Below are 16986 nucleotides of genomic sequence, written 5' to 3'. Positions count from 1 at the left end.
GCGCAGCACTGCAGGACCAAATCCCGGAGAATCCGCGCTTTCCGTTTTTGTTTTCTTTCCCATTGCCTTTTCACACTGAGCCTTCTGCATGACCGACGCAACCACCTCCACCACGCCACCCCCCTTGCCCGATCACCTGTCGGTGGACCCCCGCAGCCCCCACCATGTGGCGGAGGTGTTCAAGCACGACATCGGCATCCGCTTCAACGGCAAGGACCGCAGCGATGTCGAGGAATACTGCGTCAGCGAAGGCTGGGTGAAAGTGCCCGCAGGCAAGACGGTGGACCGCAAGGGCCAGCCATTGATGATCAAGCTCAAGGGCAAAGTCGAAGCGTTCTACAAATAGGCCGTGGCCACCGAACCCGCCCACTGGGTGGTGCACTGCGACGGCAGCGCCGTGCCCAACCCCGGGCGCATGGGGCTGGGGGCAGTGCTGGTGGGGCCCGGTGGGGCCACGCAACACACCATTTCTGAAGCCACGACCTTCACCGGTTGCAACAACGAGGCCGAACTGCGCGCGCTGCTGCGGGCGCTGCAGTGGCTGGAACCCCAGGTGGTGGCGACTGCAACCACCGTGCAGGTGCTCAGCGACAGCAGCGTGCTGGTGGAGCAACTGGGCGAGCAGGCCGTAGCGCCTATCGAGCGGCTGGCACCGCTGTTTGACGAGGCGCGTCGTATGCTGCAGCGGTTTGCACAGGTGGACCTGCAATGGGTTCCCCGCCACCGCAATGGGGCGGCCGATGCGCTGGCGCGTGCCGCGCTGGGTCTGGCGCCCAAGGTGGCCACGCCACACGGCCGCACCCAAAAGCGGCGGCGCTGATCCTGCCCTGCTCCGACCTGCTTCACGCAGCGCGCCGGCTGCAGTGCATGTCCATCACGCTCGCGCTCGCGCCAGCAGCAATGCCTTCTCCTGCGCATTGCGCGTCAGGCTGGCGGCCCGTTCAAACTCTGCACAAGCTTCCGTCTGGCGCCCCAGCTTGGCCAGCAGGTCGCCCCGCACACTGGGCAGCCAGTGGTAGTGGCGCAGGCTGGGTTCTGCGGCCAGTTCATCCACCAGGGCCAGTGCTGCGGCCGGACCCAGGGCCATGCCCACCGACACGGCGCGATTGAGAGCGACCACCGGCGAGGGCGCCACCTGCAGCAGTGCGTCATACAGCGCCACGATGTGGTGCCAGTCGGTGTCTTGGGCGCGGTGCGCGCGCGCATGGCAGGCCGCAATCGCACCCTGCAGCGCATAGGGCCCCCAGGCATGGCCTGCGCGTGCCAGCTGCTCGGCCTTGTCGAGGGCCACCAGCCCCCGTCGCACCAGCAGGTGGTCCCAGCGCGCACGGTCCTGGTCCATCAGCAGCACGGGCTGGCCTTGTGCGTTGGTGCGTGCGGGCAGGCGGGAGGCCTGGATTTCGAGCAGTGCCACCAGCCCCTGCACCTCGGGCTCATCGGGCACCAGGCTGGCCAGCACGCGCACCAGTCGCTGCGCCTCGCCGCACAAAGCGGGGCGCATCCAGTCATCGCCCGCCGTGGCGGCATAACCTTCGTTGAAGATGAGGTAGATCACCTCCAGCACCGAGGCCAGTCGCGGCGCGCGCTCCGCAGGGCCGGGCACTTCAAACGGAACGTGGGCCGCAGACAGGCTTCGCTTGGCGCGAACAATGCGCTGGGCCACGGTGGGCTCGGGCACAAGAAACGCGCGTGCGATCTCAGCCGTGGTGAGCCCGCCCAACAGCCGCAAGGTAAGCGCCACACGCGCCTCGGTGGGCAGCACGGGGTGGCAGGCGGTGAAGATGAGGCGCAGCAGGTCGTCACCAATGTCGTCCTGCTGTACGTGCATCAGGGTCTCCACCACGTCGGGCGCGTACTGGGCTTCGAGCGCTTCGAGGTCGTGGCCCAGAGCTTCGTTCTCGCGCGTGTGCAGCGCCTGCTGGCGAAGGTGGTCGATGGCGCGGCGCTTGGCCGTGGTCATCAGCCACGCCGCCGGATTGGCGGGCAGGCCGGTGGTAGGCCAGTGCTCCAGCGCGGCCACCAGCGCGTCCTGCGCCAGTTCCTCGGCCCGGCCCACGTCCCGCGTCATGCGCGCCACGCTGGCGATGATGCGCGCGGCCTCGATACGCCACACCGAGTCGATGGTGCGGTGCAGGGCATCGCGGTCGGGAAGGGTAGAGGGTTTCACGCGATCAAAAGGTGTGAATGAATCCGGCGCATTCATTCACACGTTCTCATCCCAGCGCCTTGCTGGCGTCCACCATGTGCACAAACTCCCAGGTGTGCCCATCCAGGTCGTCAAAGCTGCGCGAGTACATGAAGCCCAGGTCCTGCGCGGGGCGGGGGGTGGCGCCGCCCGCAGCCACGGCCTTGTCCACCAGCGCATCGACTTCTGCACGGCTTTGGCAAGAGAAGCACACCAGCACCTCGGAGGTAGTGCGTGCATCGGCAATCGTCTTGCTGGTGAAGGTCTGGTAGAAGTCCTTGACCAGCAGCATCACGAAGAGGTTTTCGCCCACCACCAGGCAGGCGCCCTGGTCGTTGGTGAACTGGGGGTTGAAGTCATAGCCCAGTGCGCGGAAGAACGCCTGCGAGCGGGCCATGTTCTCGATGGGCAGGTTCACGAAGATTTGTTGGTGCATGAGGTGCTCCTGAGGAGTAAGGAAGGTAAAGCGAAACGAAAGGTTTTGCAAAGCGCAACAGGGGATGGGGCTCAGCCGGCAGGCTTTTGCGCCACAGCCTGCAGGTTGACCAGGCCGTCTTCAAAGTCCTGGCCCACCATGCGGTCCATGTTGAAAACCAAGTGCGCAATCTTGGCCAGGTAGGGCACAGGGCCGTGCATGGCCCAGGTGACGCGGGTGGTGCCTGCCCCTTCAGGCTGCAGGGTGAACTCGACCTGGTTGTGGGCTTCGAACGGGGCCACAAAGTCGAGCTTCATTGCCACGCGCGCCGGGGCCGTGGCATCGACGATCTCCATGCTGCCGGTGCCCACCTTGTCGCCCTGCCACGCATAGCGCGCGCCGGGGCCGATGGTGTTGGCGCTGTACTCGCCCTTGGCGGCGGGATCCTTGCGTTCGTACGGGTTCCAGGTGTTGAACTGGCGCAGGTCGTGAATGAGGCCGTACACACGCTCGGGCGGGGCGGAGATGACGCGGCTGCGCTCCACGCGGAAGGTGTCGGGGCGGGTGGCAGCAAACGCCAGGAAAAGTCCCAGCGCCGCCAGCAGCACAAGGGCAATGGTCTTGATCATGGTAGAGGGTCCTCCCGGTTGGTTTCAGCCGCGCATCGCTTCGAGGTCATGGAATTTCTCCACGCCTTCGACGCCGGCAAAGTCCTCCATCTCAAAGAGCTGGCGCACTTCGATCTCGGCATCGAGCCCCTCACCCCGCGGATTGGGAAAGCGGCGCGTCCATTCCAGCGCCTCGCCCTTGCTGCGCACCTGGATCAGGGTGTAGCCGGCGATGAGTTCCTTGGTTTCGGTGAACGGCCCGTCGGTCACGGTGCGGCCGCTGGCGGTGTAGCGCACGCGCCAGCCCTGCGCGCTGGGCTTGAGGCCGCTGCCGTCCAGCAGCACGCCCGCATGGGCCAGTTCTTCGTGGTAGCGGGCCATCTCGGCCATCAGGGCGGCGCTGGGCATGCAGCCTTGTTCGGATTCGGCGGTGGCTTTGACGATGATCATGAATCGCATGGGGTTCTCCTGAGAGTGATGGTTGAGGGCCCATTGGTGGACCTTCACCTGCACGACGAACGAAGGCCGGGCAGATCGACAGGATGGTTCAAAAAATCAGGGTAACTACGTAGAAAAAAGTCGCCAAGGTGTCAGGTGCAGCCCAAGGTGTGGGGCATTTGCCAAGGCGTGCAAATGGTTACGCGCCCGGCCAGACACCCTCGGTAGGATGCCGCGCGGAGAGCCCCCGAGCACAATGAACGAAGACAGCGACATCACCACCGAACCGGCCCCTCCCTGGCTGGCCAGCATTCCGCTGGAACCCAGTTGCCAGAGCCCGGCCCTGGTCATCGTCCACCCCGGGCGGGCCGTGGTGCCACCAGAAGGCTTGAAGGCGGTATTGCGCTTCAACGCCGACGGGCGCGGCGGCTGGGTCAGCGCTGCCCAGGCCGACAACTCGCTGTGGGGCTATATCGATGGCGAAGGCTGCTGGCGCGTGCCGCCCGCGCTGCAGAACGCACGCAACTTTTCAGAAGACGGACTGGCGCGCTTTTGCGAAGGGGGCCGCTGGGGCTTTGTGGACCTGGCGGGTGCGGTGGTCATCCCCCCGACCTTCGACAACGCCCACCCATTCCGCAACGGGGTGAGTGCCGTGCAGGTGGGCCAGGATGCATGGCGCCCCATCAACCGCGAGGGCCAGCCCACCAGCGACGAAGCTTTTCATGAACTGGGCCTGTTCGGCGCGAACGGCCTAGCCCGCGCCACGCTGTGGAAAAAGGATAGCAACCAGCGCACCCAGGGCTTTGTGGACCGCGCGGGCCGCTGGGTGATTGAACCCCGCTTTCGCGATGCCAAGCCATTTGGCGAGTCCCCCACCACGGCCGCATCGCTCGATGGAGAACGCTACGGGCTGATCAATGCCCGGGGCGATTGGGTGCTGAAGCCGCATTACCCCAGCATCGACGCCTTCAACAGCGATGGCCTGGCCTACTTTGACGAACCCAACGCCTGGGACAACGGCCACGGCTATCTCGACGCCCGGGGCAAGGTGGTGGTCAAGGGTGGCCGCCACCTGTCTCGGCGCATGGTCTGCGGCGTGGTGGCCAACAGCTACGACGGCACGGTCTTTCTCACGGCCGAAGGCAAGCCCTTGCCCGGCCCGCGCTTGAGCTATGGCTCGGACTTTTCTGCCGAGAGCGGCTTTGCCGTGGTGCGCACCGCCGCGCAAGGTCCGTCGGCCTGCGCCACCTGGGCCCTGTTGCATCCCGATGGCCGTTTCGTGCCGGCACCGGCGCATCTGCTGGAGCCGCTGACCAACGGCGATGGCTGGCTGGTGGGCAACACGCCCGATACCCCGCTGGTGCCGTTCCTCACCCGCGATGGTCAGCTGGCGTACATCGACGGCGAAGGGGTTGTGGTCTGGCGCGCGCACTATGACGGCCAGCAGGTGGCCTTGCTCGGCGCCGAAGGTGCGCCCCTGTGGCGCAGCGGCGTGCGCGAGAACTGCTGGCCGCCCCGGCCCTTTTTCCATGCCCCCCTGACCGACCACCTGGAAGGCCTGGACACGCTCGACGGCATCGTGCCCCTGGCCAGCCGCCTGCTGGCCCAGGCCGAGACACGCCTGCACCAACTGGCTGCGGGCGACATGCTGCAAGCTGACCGCGCGGGCACGGAAAAGGACGATGACGGCACCGACGACGAGGAAGATGCGGACGACCCAGACCAGGTGCAGGCCGACCGCACCGTGGTCGTGCGCCGGGTCATGCGCGCCTACCTGAGCGAGTCGCACAACGGCCCGTATGAATTCCTGTCTGCCGACCTCCACCGCGCGGTGAACGAAGCCCGCGAGGCCATGGTGCAGCGCCTGTCAGCGCGCTTTGGCCCGGCCGACCCGGACCCCGAACACGCCGCCCCCTGGCACCGCAGCGGCGACCACACCCAGGCCTGGGCCTCGCCGCTGGCCAGACCCCTGCCCGGTGATGGCGGAGTGCTGCGCGAATCGCGCGAGCAGTGGCTCACGCTGTACCAACATGCGGATTCCGGCGATGGCGACGCATGGTGGGAGCTGTGGCTGATGGCAGCGCCCAGCGTGGATGCGCTGCAGCTTGCGCAACGTGCGCGTTCTGCACCGCCAGCACCCCAGGCCCAAGCCGCCGACGAGACCACGCTGATGGCACAGCTGCAGTCGCACCCACGTACGCTGGCCGATGTGCCGCGTGAACACATCACCCACGCCATGGTGGACGCCGCGCTGGCCACCGATGAAGACACCGTGCGCTTTGTGCCCAGGCGGCTCATGACACCCGCACGCTACGCCACCGCACTGCGGCAGGGTGTGAAAAGCTTTGCGCAAATACCGGCCGGGATGCTCAGCGAGGACGCCTGCATCGCCCACGTGCAGGACGGTGGCTGGCGCCTGGAACAGGTGCCCGAGACCTTGCGCACCGTCGCTGTCTGTGCGCACGCGCTGCGCCGCAGCCCCAGTGCGCTGGAACACGTGCCCGAATCCCTGCGTGCACAGGCGCGCGAAGCGATGGCCCAGCTACCCCCGGATGCACAGGAAGAAGACCCGCCACGCGCGGGTGGCGACCTGGGCGACTGGTTGTCGCGCCGCGTGGTGGGCTCGGCCCTGCAAGGCCAGGACACCACGGCACGCAGGCTCCAGCACAAGGGATTTTTGGCAGCGTTTGTGATGCAGGCAGCACTGACCGCAAAGTCAGACACGCCCCCCACCCTCCGGGGGATGGCGGGGTGGTTCGAGCAGCGGCCAGTGCTGGCGCTGGTGGCCCACCTGCTGCTGGGCCTCGCAGCCTTGGTGGGCCATGCATTCGTCTCGGTCGCGGCCTGGCGGGCCGAGGGCCCGTGGATCGGGCTGGGCACCTTCGCACTGATGGGCTTTGCGGAGCTGTACTGGGCGTGGCGTTTTGTAGCGTCCAGCCCCTGGAGCCCCTGGCTGGCGCTTGCAGCCACCCTGGTGGTGGTGTACGTGTTCGGCTGGCGCCGCCTGTACCGCCGCGTGGGGCTGGCCTACGCGGCACGTGAGGGCATCACGCCCGTCGAGTGAGCTCCGGCGGGGGTTCACGGGGCGACCGCTGCACTTTTTACAGTTTTCTAGGGGTCATCACCGATCCCCGGAGGGACTGTTCGGTCCCGGCGATGGATACACTTTGTAAACCTTTCGCCCCACTGATTCACGAACCTCCAGAACGCCTTGGCCTGCATGCGCGGGCCTTCACCACAGCGGGTGCACCACCCATGCAAAGAGGATCGGAACCCAATACAACCCAGCGGACACAGCAGCTGGTGCTGGCGCTGCTGTGTGGCTTTGCATCCCACGCTGCCGCGCAGGCGGACATTGCCCAGCTGCCGCTGGAACAGCTCATGCAGATGGAGGTCCGGACGGCCAGCCGGTATGCGCAAACCGCCCTGGAAGCGCCCGCCGTGGTGAGCGTGGTGACCGCAGACGACATCCGGCTTTTTGGCTATCGCACGCTGGCGGAAGTGCTGGGCAGCATGCGCGGGCTGTATGTCTCTTACGACCGCTCTTACCACTACCTTGGCACACGCGGCTTTGCCACACCGGGCGACTACAACACCCGGGTGCTGCTGCTGGTCAACGGCGTGCGCTTTAACGACAACCTCTACGACCAGGCCGCCATCGGCTCGGATTTCCCGCTCGACCTGGACCTGGTGGACCGCGTGGAGTTCGTTCCCGGGCCGGGCTCTGCGGTGTATGGCGCCAACGCGTTCTTTGGCGTGGTCAACGTCATCACGCGCAACGGCCGCCAGCTGGCCGGGCCGCAGATCAGCGTGGAGGCGGGCAGCCAAGGCAGCGCCAAGGCACGCTTCTCGCTGGGCACGGTGGATGCCCAGGGCAGCGACTGGCTCGTCGCGGTGACGCGCTCCAGCAGCCGGGGGGCAGACCAGTACTTTTCGGCGTTCGACGCGCCCGAGACCCACCATGGTGTGGCACACCGCCTGGATTTCGACCGCAGCACGCAGCTGTTTGCCCGCATGCAGCGGGAGGGGCTCACGCTCACCCTGGCCCATGGCGAGCGCACCAAGGGCACGCCCACGGCTTCGTTCTCGCAGGCGTTCAACGACCCACGCTCGCGCTACATCGACACCACCACCCGCCTGGCGGCCGAAACCACGCACCAGATTTCGCCCTCACTGGCGCTCACCGGCCGCGTACACGCCGGGCGCTACCGCTTCGTGGGCGACTATGTGTACGACTACCCACCCCTCACGGTCAACCGCGACGTCGGCACCGGGCAGTGGTGGGGCACCGACTGGCAGTGGGTCAGCACGGCGTTTGCACGCCACAAGCTCGCCTGGGGCATCGACTACCGGCGCGACACCCGCATCCAGCAGCTCAACGTCGATCTGGACCCACCCGCCCAGTACCTGGACACCCGCCGCTCGGGCGATGCGCTGGGCATCTACATGCAGGATGAATTTGCGCTGGCGCCCACACTCACGCTGCACACCGGGCTGCGCTGGGGCAAGCAGTCCGGCAGTGCGGGCAGCTTCCATCCCCGGCTGGGCCTGGTGTATTGGTGGAACCCCTCCACCGCCCTCAAGCTGCTGCACGGCACGGCCTACCGGCCCCCCAACGCCTACGAACGCGACTACCGCGTGGACCTGCCCGGCGGCATCGTCAGCTCGGAGGGGCTTCGGTCGGAAAAGGTGCGCACCACAGAGCTGGCCCTCGAACATGCCCCCACCGGCGCCACCCGCATGCTGCTGACGGCGTTCCGGTCGCAGGTGACCGACCTGATCGCGCTGGGCGATGCGAACGCAGCGGAAAGACTGAATTTCGGCAACACCGGCAGCGTGCGCGTTCACGGGCTGGAAGCCGAGGTGGAACAGCGCTGGCAAGGCGGCTCGCGCCTGCGTGTGGCCTATGGCTGGCAAAAGGCGCGCAACACCAGCACCCCCCAGCCGCTGACGAACTCTCCCCGGCACTTGCTCAAGGTCCAGTGGTCGGACACCCTGGCGCTGGGCGCGTGGGGAACGCAAGGCGCTGGCAGGCCGGGCCAATATGCCGTGGAGGCCATCGGCGTGGGCGCGCGCGCAACCCGTTCGGGCGCACGCTTGCCGGGGACCATCGTCACCAACCTCGTCTACACACAACGCTTTGCGGATGTGGACGTGTCGATGGGCGTCTACAACCTGTTCAACCACCGGCATGCAGACCCCGCCTCGTACGAGATCCGCGAAGAATCGATCCGGCAGGATGGACGGACCTACCGGCTCAAGCTCACCTACGCGTTCTGAGCCATGTACAACGCCATCCACCTGGGCAAGATACTGTGGTTCGGCCTGTGTTTGCTGGGCGGGTTGGTCGGCCTGGCGCATGCCACCAACCCCGTGGAAGAACCCGACCTCAAGGCCGCCTATATCTTCAACTTCATCCAGTTCATCGAATGGCCTGACAACGACAGCGCCATGGGCAGCGAACTGACCGTCTGCGTCTCGCCCTTCAGTCCACTCAAGCGCCCCCTGACCGCCCTGGAAGGCAAACAGGCCGCTAAAGGCCGTACCGTGCGGATCAGGCTGCTGGAGATGGCGAGCCTGCGCGACTGCAGGGTGCTCATCCTGCAAAACGCAGACGTGGAGCAGGCATTGCGAGCGCTTCGAACCCTGTCTCAGGGCCATGGCGTGCTGACGGTCTCGGACGAGCTGACCTTCGTCAACCCGGAGATCGTCATCGCTCTCACCCAGCAGGAAGGGCGTATCGTGTTCGGCATCAGCCCCGACGCCGCCGCCAAGGCGGGTCTCACGATCAGCTCCCGACTGCTGCGGCTGGCCAAGGTGAACCGATGAGAACCCAGGCCCCCGAACCCCAGATTGCCATCCCGGCGCCACCGCTGCCGCCCGTGCTGCTGTCGTCCAGGCTGGTGGTAACGGGCATCCTGGCGGCGGGCCTGGCGCTTTTGACGGTGGTGCTGGCACTCACAGGGCTGGACTACTGGAGCACGCGCCAGTCCATGCTGCAGGACAGCCGCGTGGAGGCCGCCATCGTCGCGGACAACATTGCGGCCGCTGTCATGTTCCGAGATGCGCGCACGGCCAACGAGATGCTCGCGGCGCTGAAGTCGTCGCCCATGGTGCTGGGCGCCGGGGTGTACGACGCGCAGGGCCTGCTGCTGGCGCACTACACACGCGGGCCAGGCGACAGCTTCCCCGCCACGCTGGCGGCCGCTGGCATGGGCGGGTTGACCGAGCGTGCGGGGGTGAGCGTGCTGGAGATCGCCCGGCTGGTTGAAACGGCGGGCGTGGCAGAGGGAACCCTGTACTTTCGCAAGTCCATGCGTGCGGTGTACTCGCGCCTGGCCATTCGTTTTGTCAGCGCGTTGCTGATTGCCGGGTGTGTGATGGCCATGGCCGCCGCCATGGTGCTGCGCAGCCAGGCGGCCGTGCGCAACGCCGAGAACCGGCTGCACGCGCTCGCCCATACCGATGCCGTCACGGGCACGGGCAACCGGCACGCCTTCAATGAACGCCTGGCCGCAGCGATCGAAGCCGCCCGGGACCAGGGCACCCGCGTGGCCCTGGTGTACATCGATCTCGACAATTTCAAGACGCTCAACGACACCTTCGGGCATGCGGCCGGGGACGGTTTGCTGCGCCAGGTGGCGCGGCGCCTGCAGTCCGTGGTGCGCAGCACCGATGCGATCTCGCGCCTGGGGGGCGACGAGTTCGCCGTGATCCTGCCGCTGGACATGGACGACGCAGCGCTCAACACCTATGGCCAGCGGATTGTTGGCACCTTCCACCATTCGTTCACCGAAGTCGGCCAGCAGATGACCATGACCTGCAGCGCGGGCATCGCCACCTTTCCGGGTGATGCGGCCGACATGGACGGCCTGGTCAGCAATGCCGATACGGCCATGTACCGCGCCAAGGAAATGGGCAAGAACCGCTGTGTGCGGTTTGACGCGTCGATGAACCAGGCGGTGGTCCGGCGCCAGGCCATCGAGCATGCACTGCGCGCCGCGCTCCAGCAGGGCGAGGGCCTCGCGCTGCACTACCAGCCGCTTTTTGCCGCCACCGACCGCGCCCTGGTGGGCGCCGAGGCGCTGCTGCGCTGGTCGCATGCGGAGCTGGGCAACGTTTCGCCGCTGGAGGCCGTGATGGTGGCCGAGGACTGCGGCCTCATCGTGCCGCTGGGCTACTGGGTGATGCGCACGGCCTGCCGCGATGCCGCCCGGTGGCAGGCGGGCGGGCCGCTCCGGGTGTCGGTCAACATCTCGGCACGGCAGTTGGGCGACCCGCAGTTTCTGGAGCGCGTGATGGACATCCTGCGCGAAGAGGGCCTGCCCGCCCACCTGCTCGAAATCGAACTCACCGAAACCGTGCTGATGGACAACATGGAGGCCGGTGCGCACACCCTGCACCGCCTGAGCCAGCTGGGCATCCACCTGGCCATTGACGACTTTGGCACCGGCTACTCCTCCCTGGCCTACCTGCGGCAGTTGCCGATGCGGCGCCTCAAGATCGACCGCAGCTTTGTCAAGGACCTGCCCGGCCAGGAACACAGCCGCACCATCGTCACCGCCATCGTGGCGCTGGCCCACGGTCTGGGGCTGCAGATCACAGCCGAAGGGGTGGAAACGCCCGAGCAGGCCGACTACCTGGTGCGCCAGGGCTGCGATGTGCTGCAGGGCTACCTGTTTGCGCGGCCCATGCCAGTGGGGGAGTTTCAGGCACAGCTGCAGGAAGGCACTGCGCGCCGGGGAGTGTGAAAAGCGTCAGCGCCCCTGATCACAAAGCCCCGTGGTAACACGGCGCCACTTCGCGCACCTCGACAGTGGCCCATTCGGCGGCCGGGCATTCGCGGGCAATGGCCACAGCCTCCTCGCGCGTGGCGCAGTCGAGCAGGTAAAAGCCACCCACCATTTCTTTCGTCTCGGCAAAGGGTCCATCGACCATGCGGGCCTGGCCTTCGCGCACCTGCAGGCGCACGGCCTGCTCGGTGGAGGCCAGCGATTCGGAGGCACGCAGCAGGCCCCGGGCCTGCAGGCCTTCGCCAAAACGCAGCATGCGCGCATAGGCCTCCTGGCCCCCCGCCAGCCCCCGCTCGGCCCGTTGGCCGTGGGGTTCCATGATGAGCAGCATGTAGGCCATGAAAAGATCTCCTGACGAAACAGATGGGGAGGGCACGCAGCGAAAGGCGCCATCCTATCAGCAGTATTCACTACTATTTTGATAGCTATCAGCGCTTATCCATCAAGCGCTAGCGGCAATTTTCATCAAAATTATTGCGCACCGCAGCAAGCCTGTGCTATCTTTGCCACCTATGCAACGCAGCATGCTCCTATCCACCCTATCGCTAGGCCTAGTGCCTGGCCGGGGTCTGCCTGCGTTCGCCACCGTTGCCTGATCCGCTCAGCGCAACACCTGATCTCCCCCTGACCCCGGCCCGCGAACCAGCCTTTGCACATGCAAAGGGCTGCAGGGGATGTCATTCGTTTCTAGATTCGTTTGACCTGTGCACCGTGTCTTTCACACCGCACACACCGTTCGTGGAGCCTTTTTCATGATTTCCAAACCCGCCACCAAGTACCAGCCCATTGCCCCGGTCGCGTTGACCGATCGCCAGTGGCCCACTCGCAGCATCACCCACGCGCCCGTGTGGCTGTCCACCGATTTGCGCGACGGCAACCAGGCCTTGTTCGAGCCCATGAACGGCGAGCGCAAGATGAAGCTCTTTGAAGAGCTGGTGCGCATCGGCTTCAAGGAGATCGAGGTCGGTTTTCCGGCCGCATCGCAGACGGACTTCGACTTTGTGCGCCGCCTCATCGACGAGAACCTGATCCCCGATGACGTGACTATCATGGTCATGACCCAGTCGCGCGAAGACCTCATTGCGCGCACCGTGGAGGCCGTGAAAGGAGCCCCCCGCGCCATCGTGCACCTCTACAACGCCACGGCCCCCGCATGGCGGCGCATCGTGTTCGGCATGAACGTGACGCAGGTGATGCAGCTCATCGCGCACCACGTGGGCTACCTCAAGCAGCTTACCGATGCACAGCCCGAAACGCAGTGGACCTTGCAGTATTCACCCGAAACCTTCAGCGCCACCGAACTCAGCGTGTCCCTCAAGGCCTGCCAGACCGCGATTGCCGCATGGAACGCGGGCCCCGGCCGTCCCATCATCATCAACCTGCCCACCACGGTGGAGAACGCCACGCCCAACGTGTTCGCCGACCAGATCGAGTGGATGGACCGGCACCTCAGCCCGCGCGAGCACATCACGCTCTCGGTGCACCCGCACAACGACCGGGGCACGGGCGTGGCGGCGGCAGAACTCGCGATGATGGCCGGCGCCGACCGCGTGGAAGGCTGCCTCTTCGGCAACGGCGAGCGCTGCGGCAACGTGGACATCGTGACGCTGGCGCTCAACATGTACACGCAGGGCGTGCACCCGAACCTCGACTTCTCGGACATCACCTCGGTCGCGCGCATTGCCGAGGAATGCACCTCGCTGCCCGTGCACCCGCGCCACCCGTACGCTGGCGACCTGGTGTTCACCGCATTCTCGGGCTCGCACCAGGATGCGATCAAAAAGGGCTTTGCCGCGCAGGACCCGAACGCCTTGTGGGAAGTGCCGTATCTGCCCATCGACCCGGCGGACCTCGGCCGCACCTACGACAGCGTGATCCGCGTGAACAGCCAATCGGGCAAGGGCGGCATTGCTTTCCTGCTCGAACGCGAACACGGCGTGGTGATGCCGCGCCGCATGCAGGTCGAATTCAGCGCAGTAGTGCAACGGCAGACGGACGCGAGCGAGGGCGAAATGAGCGGCGAGGCGCTGTGGGACTTGTTCCAGACCACATACCTGAAAGCGCCTGCGCACGCCGCCATCACCTGCCACAGCCACAAGCTCGATGAAGACGGGCAGGGCATCGAGCTGGACGTGACCATCGACGGCACGCGCCAGCATTTGCGCGGCCAGGGCAACGGGCCGATTGCCGCCACGGTGGATGCCCTCGGCCTGCCGCTGCGCGTGGACCACTACGAAGAGCGCGCCACCGGCACGGGGGCCAATGCCCAGGCACTGGCGATTGTGGAAGCAGCCATGGACGGCGTGGCGGGCTCCACCTTTGGCGCGGGCGCGAGCCACAACATCGTGACGGCGTCGGTACAGGCCATCGTGAGCGTAGCCAACCGGTTGCTGCTGCGGCGCCAGACGGCCGAAATCACTGCGACGGCATGAGCTCCCAAGTGTTGTAAAAAAGATAGCTGCCAACGCTTGATGCACAAGCGCTGGCGGCATTTTTGACCAATATCCCCAAGGCAGGAACGGGGTCAGCGCATGCGCCGGGCTCCATCCGTTACCCTTCGGTCCATGCGCGTTTTTCACAGCCTGGCCTTTGCCGCCTGCACCGCCGCCCTGCTGGCCCTGGGCGGCTGTGGCACCTCACGGCCGCCTTCGACGTCTTCTTCTTCGTCCGCCCCGATCCGCACCACGCCGCCCCTGACCGCCGAGCAGGCACACGACATCGCCATCCACGCACTGGGCCTGGTGGGCACGCCGTACCGTTACGGCGGCAACACGCCCGACTCGGGTTTCGACTGCAGCGGGCTGATTGGTTACGTGTACCGCAATCAGGTCGGCACACCGCCGCCGCGCACGGTGGCGCAGCTCAACAACTGGGGATACCGAATCGACGGTGGCGAGTTGCGCGCCGGAGACCTGGTGGTGTTTGGCACCGGCCGCCAGCCCAACCATGCGGGCATTTATGTGGGGGAAGGGCGTTTTGTGCACGCGCCCTCCACGGGCGGAACGGTGCGGCTCGACCATTTGCAGTCGCGCCATTGGTCGCGGCAGAATGCGGCGTTCCGCAGGCCTTGAATTCGGACACCCCCCTGAGCGGCTTCGCCGCTTCCCCCCGCTCTCGCATCGCTGCGCGCTGCGGGCAGGGGGACGACGCACTCGCTGCGGGGCGGCCCTTGCTCTGCGTCACTGGCCTGGGCCGCGCCAGTTCCGAGCCGTGTGACCACCTCCTTGACCAGTAGGCAACGGCGGCTCCGCGACAATCGGGGCCACCATGACCCACGCACACCGCTCCGCCAACCCCATTTCCACCCACGACACCACACGCATTGATGACACGCGCATCAAGGCCGTGCGCCCGCTGATTACGCCTGCGCTGCTGCAGGAGTGGCTGCCCGCACCCGATGCGGCGCAGGCGCTGGTCGAATCGAGCCGCGCCGCCATCTCACGCGTCCTGCACGGGCAGGACGACCGGCTCGTCGTGGTGGTGGGGCCCTGCTCCATCCACGACCACGACCAGGCCATGGACTACGCGCGCCAGCTCAAGCAACAGGCGGATGCGCTGCAGGCCGACCTGCTCGTCGTCATGCGCGTGTACTTTGAAAAGCCGCGCACCACTGTGGGCTGGAAGGGCTACATCAACGATCCGCACCTGGATGGAAGTTTTGCCATCAACGAAGGGCTGGAGCTGGCGCGCCAGCTGCTGCTCGATGTGCTGGCCACGGGCCTGCCGGTGGGCACCGAATTTCTGGACCTGCTCTCGCCACAGTTCATCAGCGACCTGGTGAGCTGGGGCGCGATAGGCGCGCGCACCACCGAGAGCCAGAGCCACCGCCAGCTGGCCAGTGGCCTGTCGTGCCCCGTGGGTTTCAAGAACGGCACGGATGGCGGCGTGAAGGTGGCCAGCGACGCCATCCAGGCCGCGCAGGCATCGCACGCGTTCATGGGCATGACCAAGATGGGCCAGGCCGCCATTTTTGAGACGCGCGGCAACCAGGACTGCCATGTGATCCTGCGCGGCGGCAAGCAGCCTAACTACAGCGCTGCCGATGTGGATGCTGCCTGCGCCATGCTCAAGGCGGCGGGCCTGCGCGAGCAGGTGATGATCGACGTGAGCCATGCCAACAGCAGCAAGCAGCACCAGCGTCAGATCACGGTGGCGGCAGAAGTGGCCGAGCAGATTGCAGCCGGTGATGCGCGCATCACCGGCCTGATGATCGAAAGCCATCTGAACGAAGGCCGACAGGACATCGTGCCCGGCCAGCCGCTGCAACACGGTGTGTCGGTGACTGACGCCTGCATCAGCCTGGCGCAGACCGTGCCGGTGCTTGAAGGGTTGGCGGCCGCCGTGCGGGCGCGGCGCTCGCGGGCGTAATCCCACCGCAGAACGGGACGGCCCGCCACCTACCGCGCAGCGGCGGGATCGATATTGCGCGCCGTGGCCAGAAGCGTGGCGCACAGGGTTTCCTGGCCGTTCCCGTCCACCGCAAAAACGTCGGACGCGCAGACGGTGAGTAACCGCCCCGCATCCACCACACGCCCGCGCGCACGCAGGCAAACGCCCCGGGCAGGCGCCACGAGTTTCACGGTCGCATCCACCGTGGCATTGGTCCACCCCGGCGGCAACACGCTGCCTGCTGCCGCCACCGCCGCAAAGTCGGCCACGGCAAACACAGCCGTGGCCTGCAACTGGCCGGGGCGAAAACTGAAGGCCTCACTCACCGGAATCTCCATCTCAACCCGGCCCGGTTCGGCGTGGACGAAGCGCAGCCCGAGCGTGCGGGCCATGGGCATGGCCAGCACAAAGGCCTGCAATGCGGCGATGGAGGCCGTGGGCAAAGGGGATGGCGAAGACAAAGTCATGGCGTTTTCCTGGAGGTTGGGGTTTGGGAGGGGGACTTGGTGGATGTGCTGGGCCGCACGCGCGGCCAGGCGCGGGGTGTCTCTCGCTTGCGTGTCTGTTGCGCCTGCAGCCACGCCTGGTGGTCGAGCACCACCTGCTTTTGGGCCTGCAACTGGCCGATCTGCTGCTCCAGCGTGGCCACGCGTTCCTGCAGGGCCAGCACCATATCGTCGATACCCAGCGTGCCGGCACGGTAGTCGTCAAGCCGCCGGGCAATCTGCGGCAGCGCAAAGCCCAGCTGGCGGGACATGGCGATGAACACCACCTCGCGCTTGATGCTGGCGGGATAGTCCCGGTATCCGTTGGCCCGGCGGTGCGGGCGAATCAGCCCCAGCCGTTCATAGTGGCGCAGGGCGTGGACGGACACAGAGGCCTGGCGGGCAAGTTCGGAGATCTGCATGGCACACAGGCTAGCAAGCCTGATGCTGCGCGAAGGTTGCCTTGGCGACTGTTTCCGCGCTGCCTGTGGTCGCTGGGCCGGTTTCCCCTTTGGGGCAAACCCGCATGCTGCGGTGCGTCAACATGGGTCTGTGCGGTGTAGCATTGCTGCTTTATTACAAGTTGTGGCCCCGGCGTTTGCGACTTCCTGCAGCGGCTGGGCCGTCCGGCATGTGCCGCCTTACCGCTCCACTTCCTTGTTGACGCAACTCC

General features: G+C 66.5%; 16 protein-coding genes. 9 read left to right on the top strand and 7 right to left on the bottom strand.

Annotated elements, in window-relative coordinates; translation table 11 throughout:
* Nucleotides 1-88 precede the first annotated feature (88 nt).
* Nucleotides 89-346, top strand: coding sequence for a DUF3297 family protein (locus tag C8C93_RS20070; RefSeq protein WP_010464995.1), 258 nt, complete (start codon nucleotides 89-91; stop codon nucleotides 344-346).
* A gap of 3 nt (nucleotides 347-349) precedes the next feature.
* Entirely contained in the window at nucleotides 350-820 is a 471-nt protein-coding gene (locus tag C8C93_RS20065) for a ribonuclease HI family protein (protein ID WP_255424291.1), read from the top strand.
* Nucleotides 821-874: 54 nt separating this feature from the next.
* Here the strand turns inward: C8C93_RS20065 and C8C93_RS20060 are convergent, their stop codons facing one another.
* From C8C93_RS20060 to C8C93_RS20045, 4 genes are all read right to left on the bottom strand, one after another.
* On the bottom strand, nucleotides 875-2167 hold the full coding sequence (locus C8C93_RS20060) for an RNA polymerase sigma factor (protein WP_121421734.1): 1293 nt from the start codon (nucleotides 2165-2167) through the stop codon (nucleotides 875-877).
* Nucleotides 2168-2213: 46 nt separating this feature from the next.
* Entirely contained in the window at nucleotides 2214-2621 is a 408-nt protein-coding gene (locus tag C8C93_RS20055) for a VOC family protein (protein ID WP_121508054.1), read from the bottom strand.
* Between the two features lie 71 nt (nucleotides 2622-2692).
* Nucleotides 2693-3229: an SRPBCC family protein gene (locus tag C8C93_RS20050; RefSeq protein WP_121508053.1), complete on the bottom strand. Its 537-nt coding sequence runs from the start codon at nucleotides 3227-3229 to the stop codon at nucleotides 2693-2695.
* 24 nt (nucleotides 3230-3253) lie between these two features.
* Nucleotides 3254-3667, bottom strand: a complete 414-nt coding sequence (locus C8C93_RS20045; protein WP_121508052.1) for a YciI family protein — start codon at nucleotides 3665-3667, stop codon at nucleotides 3254-3256.
* A 235-nt stretch (nucleotides 3668-3902) separates the two neighbouring features.
* On the opposite strand from C8C93_RS20045, the gene C8C93_RS20040 reads away from it, so the two are divergent.
* The 4 genes from C8C93_RS20040 (at nucleotide 3903) to C8C93_RS20025 (ending at nucleotide 11397) form a co-directional block, all read left to right on the top strand.
* Nucleotides 3903-6710 (top strand): WG repeat-containing protein, encoded by a 2808-nt coding sequence (locus C8C93_RS20040; RefSeq protein WP_121508051.1) that lies wholly within the window; start codon nucleotides 3903-3905, stop codon nucleotides 6708-6710.
* 191 nt (nucleotides 6711-6901) lie between these two features.
* Entirely contained in the window at nucleotides 6902-8926 is a 2025-nt protein-coding gene (locus C8C93_RS20035; RefSeq protein WP_233559522.1) for a TonB-dependent siderophore receptor, read from the top strand.
* 3 nt (nucleotides 8927-8929) lie between these two features.
* A complete protein-coding gene (locus tag C8C93_RS20030) occupies nucleotides 8930-9475 on the top strand; it encodes a YfiR family protein (RefSeq protein ID WP_055393673.1) in 546 nt (181 codons plus the stop codon).
* Nucleotides 9472-11397 carry a bifunctional diguanylate cyclase/phosphodiesterase gene (locus tag C8C93_RS20025; protein WP_121508050.1) on the top strand — a complete coding sequence of 642 codons (1926 nt, stop codon included), beginning with the start codon at nucleotides 9472-9474 and terminating at the stop codon, nucleotides 11395-11397. The genes C8C93_RS20030 and C8C93_RS20025 overlap by 4 nt, the downstream gene beginning before the upstream one ends.
* Before the next feature lie 19 nt (nucleotides 11398-11416).
* Here the strand turns inward: C8C93_RS20025 and C8C93_RS20020 are convergent, their stop codons facing one another.
* Entirely contained in the window at nucleotides 11417-11779 is a 363-nt protein-coding gene (locus C8C93_RS20020) for a YciI family protein (RefSeq protein WP_055393669.1), read from the bottom strand.
* A 412-nt stretch (nucleotides 11780-12191) separates the two neighbouring features.
* On the opposite strand from C8C93_RS20020, the gene leuA reads away from it, so the two are divergent.
* From leuA to C8C93_RS20005, 3 genes are all read left to right on the top strand, one after another.
* On the top strand, nucleotides 12192-13871 hold the full coding sequence (gene leuA, locus C8C93_RS20015; protein WP_121508049.1) for a 2-isopropylmalate synthase: 1680 nt from the start codon (nucleotides 12192-12194) through the stop codon (nucleotides 13869-13871).
* 132 nt (nucleotides 13872-14003) lie between these two features.
* On the top strand, nucleotides 14004-14510 hold the full coding sequence (locus C8C93_RS20010) for a C40 family peptidase (RefSeq protein ID WP_055393665.1): 507 nt from the start codon (nucleotides 14004-14006) through the stop codon (nucleotides 14508-14510).
* Nucleotides 14511-14706: 196 nt separating this feature from the next.
* Nucleotides 14707-15807 carry a 3-deoxy-7-phosphoheptulonate synthase gene (locus C8C93_RS20005; protein WP_121508048.1) on the top strand — a complete coding sequence of 367 codons (1101 nt, stop codon included), beginning with the start codon at nucleotides 14707-14709 and terminating at the stop codon, nucleotides 15805-15807.
* A gap of 29 nt (nucleotides 15808-15836) precedes the next feature.
* Here the strand turns inward: C8C93_RS20005 and C8C93_RS20000 are convergent, their stop codons facing one another.
* Together C8C93_RS20000 and C8C93_RS19995 are read right to left on the bottom strand one after the other, a co-directional pair.
* Nucleotides 15837-16295, bottom strand: coding sequence for a PaaI family thioesterase (locus C8C93_RS20000; protein ID WP_176887660.1), 459 nt, complete (start codon nucleotides 16293-16295; stop codon nucleotides 15837-15839).
* Nucleotides 16292-16735, bottom strand: a complete 444-nt coding sequence (locus C8C93_RS19995; protein ID WP_121508047.1) for a MerR family DNA-binding transcriptional regulator — start codon at nucleotides 16733-16735, stop codon at nucleotides 16292-16294. Before C8C93_RS19995 ends, C8C93_RS20000 begins: the two co-directional genes overlap by 4 nt.
* Nucleotides 16736-16986 lie beyond the last annotated feature (251 nt).

Source organism: Acidovorax sp. 93 (genome assembly GCF_003633835.1).
In the GTDB taxonomy this organism is placed as follows: Bacteria; Pseudomonadota; Gammaproteobacteria; order Burkholderiales; family Burkholderiaceae_C; genus Acidovorax; species Acidovorax facilis.
This window is presented reverse-complemented; position numbering and strand designations above follow the sequence as displayed.

Coding starts and splice junctions, on each gene's coding strand:
- C8C93_RS20070 (WP_010464995.1), top strand. CDS start 89: ATGACCGACGCAACCACCTCCACCACGCCACCCCCCTTGCCCGATCAC.
- C8C93_RS20055 (WP_121508054.1), bottom strand. CDS start 2,621: ATGCACCAACAAATCTTCGTGAACCTGCCCATCGAGAACATGGCCCGC.
- C8C93_RS20050 (WP_121508053.1), bottom strand. CDS start 3,229: ATGATCAAGACCATTGCCCTTGTGCTGCTGGCGGCGCTGGGACTTTTC.
- C8C93_RS20045 (WP_121508052.1), bottom strand. CDS start 3,667: ATGCGATTCATGATCATCGTCAAAGCCACCGCCGAATCCGAACAAGGC.
- C8C93_RS20040 (WP_121508051.1), top strand. CDS start 3,903: ATGAACGAAGACAGCGACATCACCACCGAACCGGCCCCTCCCTGGCTG.
- C8C93_RS20035 (WP_233559522.1), top strand. CDS start 6,902: ATGCAAAGAGGATCGGAACCCAATACAACCCAGCGGACACAGCAGCTG.
- C8C93_RS20030 (WP_055393673.1), top strand. CDS start 8,930: ATGTACAACGCCATCCACCTGGGCAAGATACTGTGGTTCGGCCTGTGT.
- C8C93_RS20025 (WP_121508050.1), top strand. CDS start 9,472: ATGAGAACCCAGGCCCCCGAACCCCAGATTGCCATCCCGGCGCCACCG.
- C8C93_RS20020 (WP_055393669.1), bottom strand. CDS start 11,779: ATGGCCTACATGCTGCTCATCATGGAACCCCACGGCCAACGGGCCGAG.
- leuA (WP_121508049.1), top strand. CDS start 12,192: ATGATTTCCAAACCCGCCACCAAGTACCAGCCCATTGCCCCGGTCGCG.
- C8C93_RS20010 (WP_055393665.1), top strand. CDS start 14,004: ATGCGCGTTTTTCACAGCCTGGCCTTTGCCGCCTGCACCGCCGCCCTG.
- C8C93_RS20005 (WP_121508048.1), top strand. CDS start 14,707: ATGACCCACGCACACCGCTCCGCCAACCCCATTTCCACCCACGACACC.
- C8C93_RS20000 (WP_176887660.1), bottom strand. CDS start 16,295: ATGACTTTGTCTTCGCCATCCCCTTTGCCCACGGCCTCCATCGCCGCA.
- C8C93_RS19995 (WP_121508047.1), bottom strand. CDS start 16,735: ATGCAGATCTCCGAACTTGCCCGCCAGGCCTCTGTGTCCGTCCACGCC.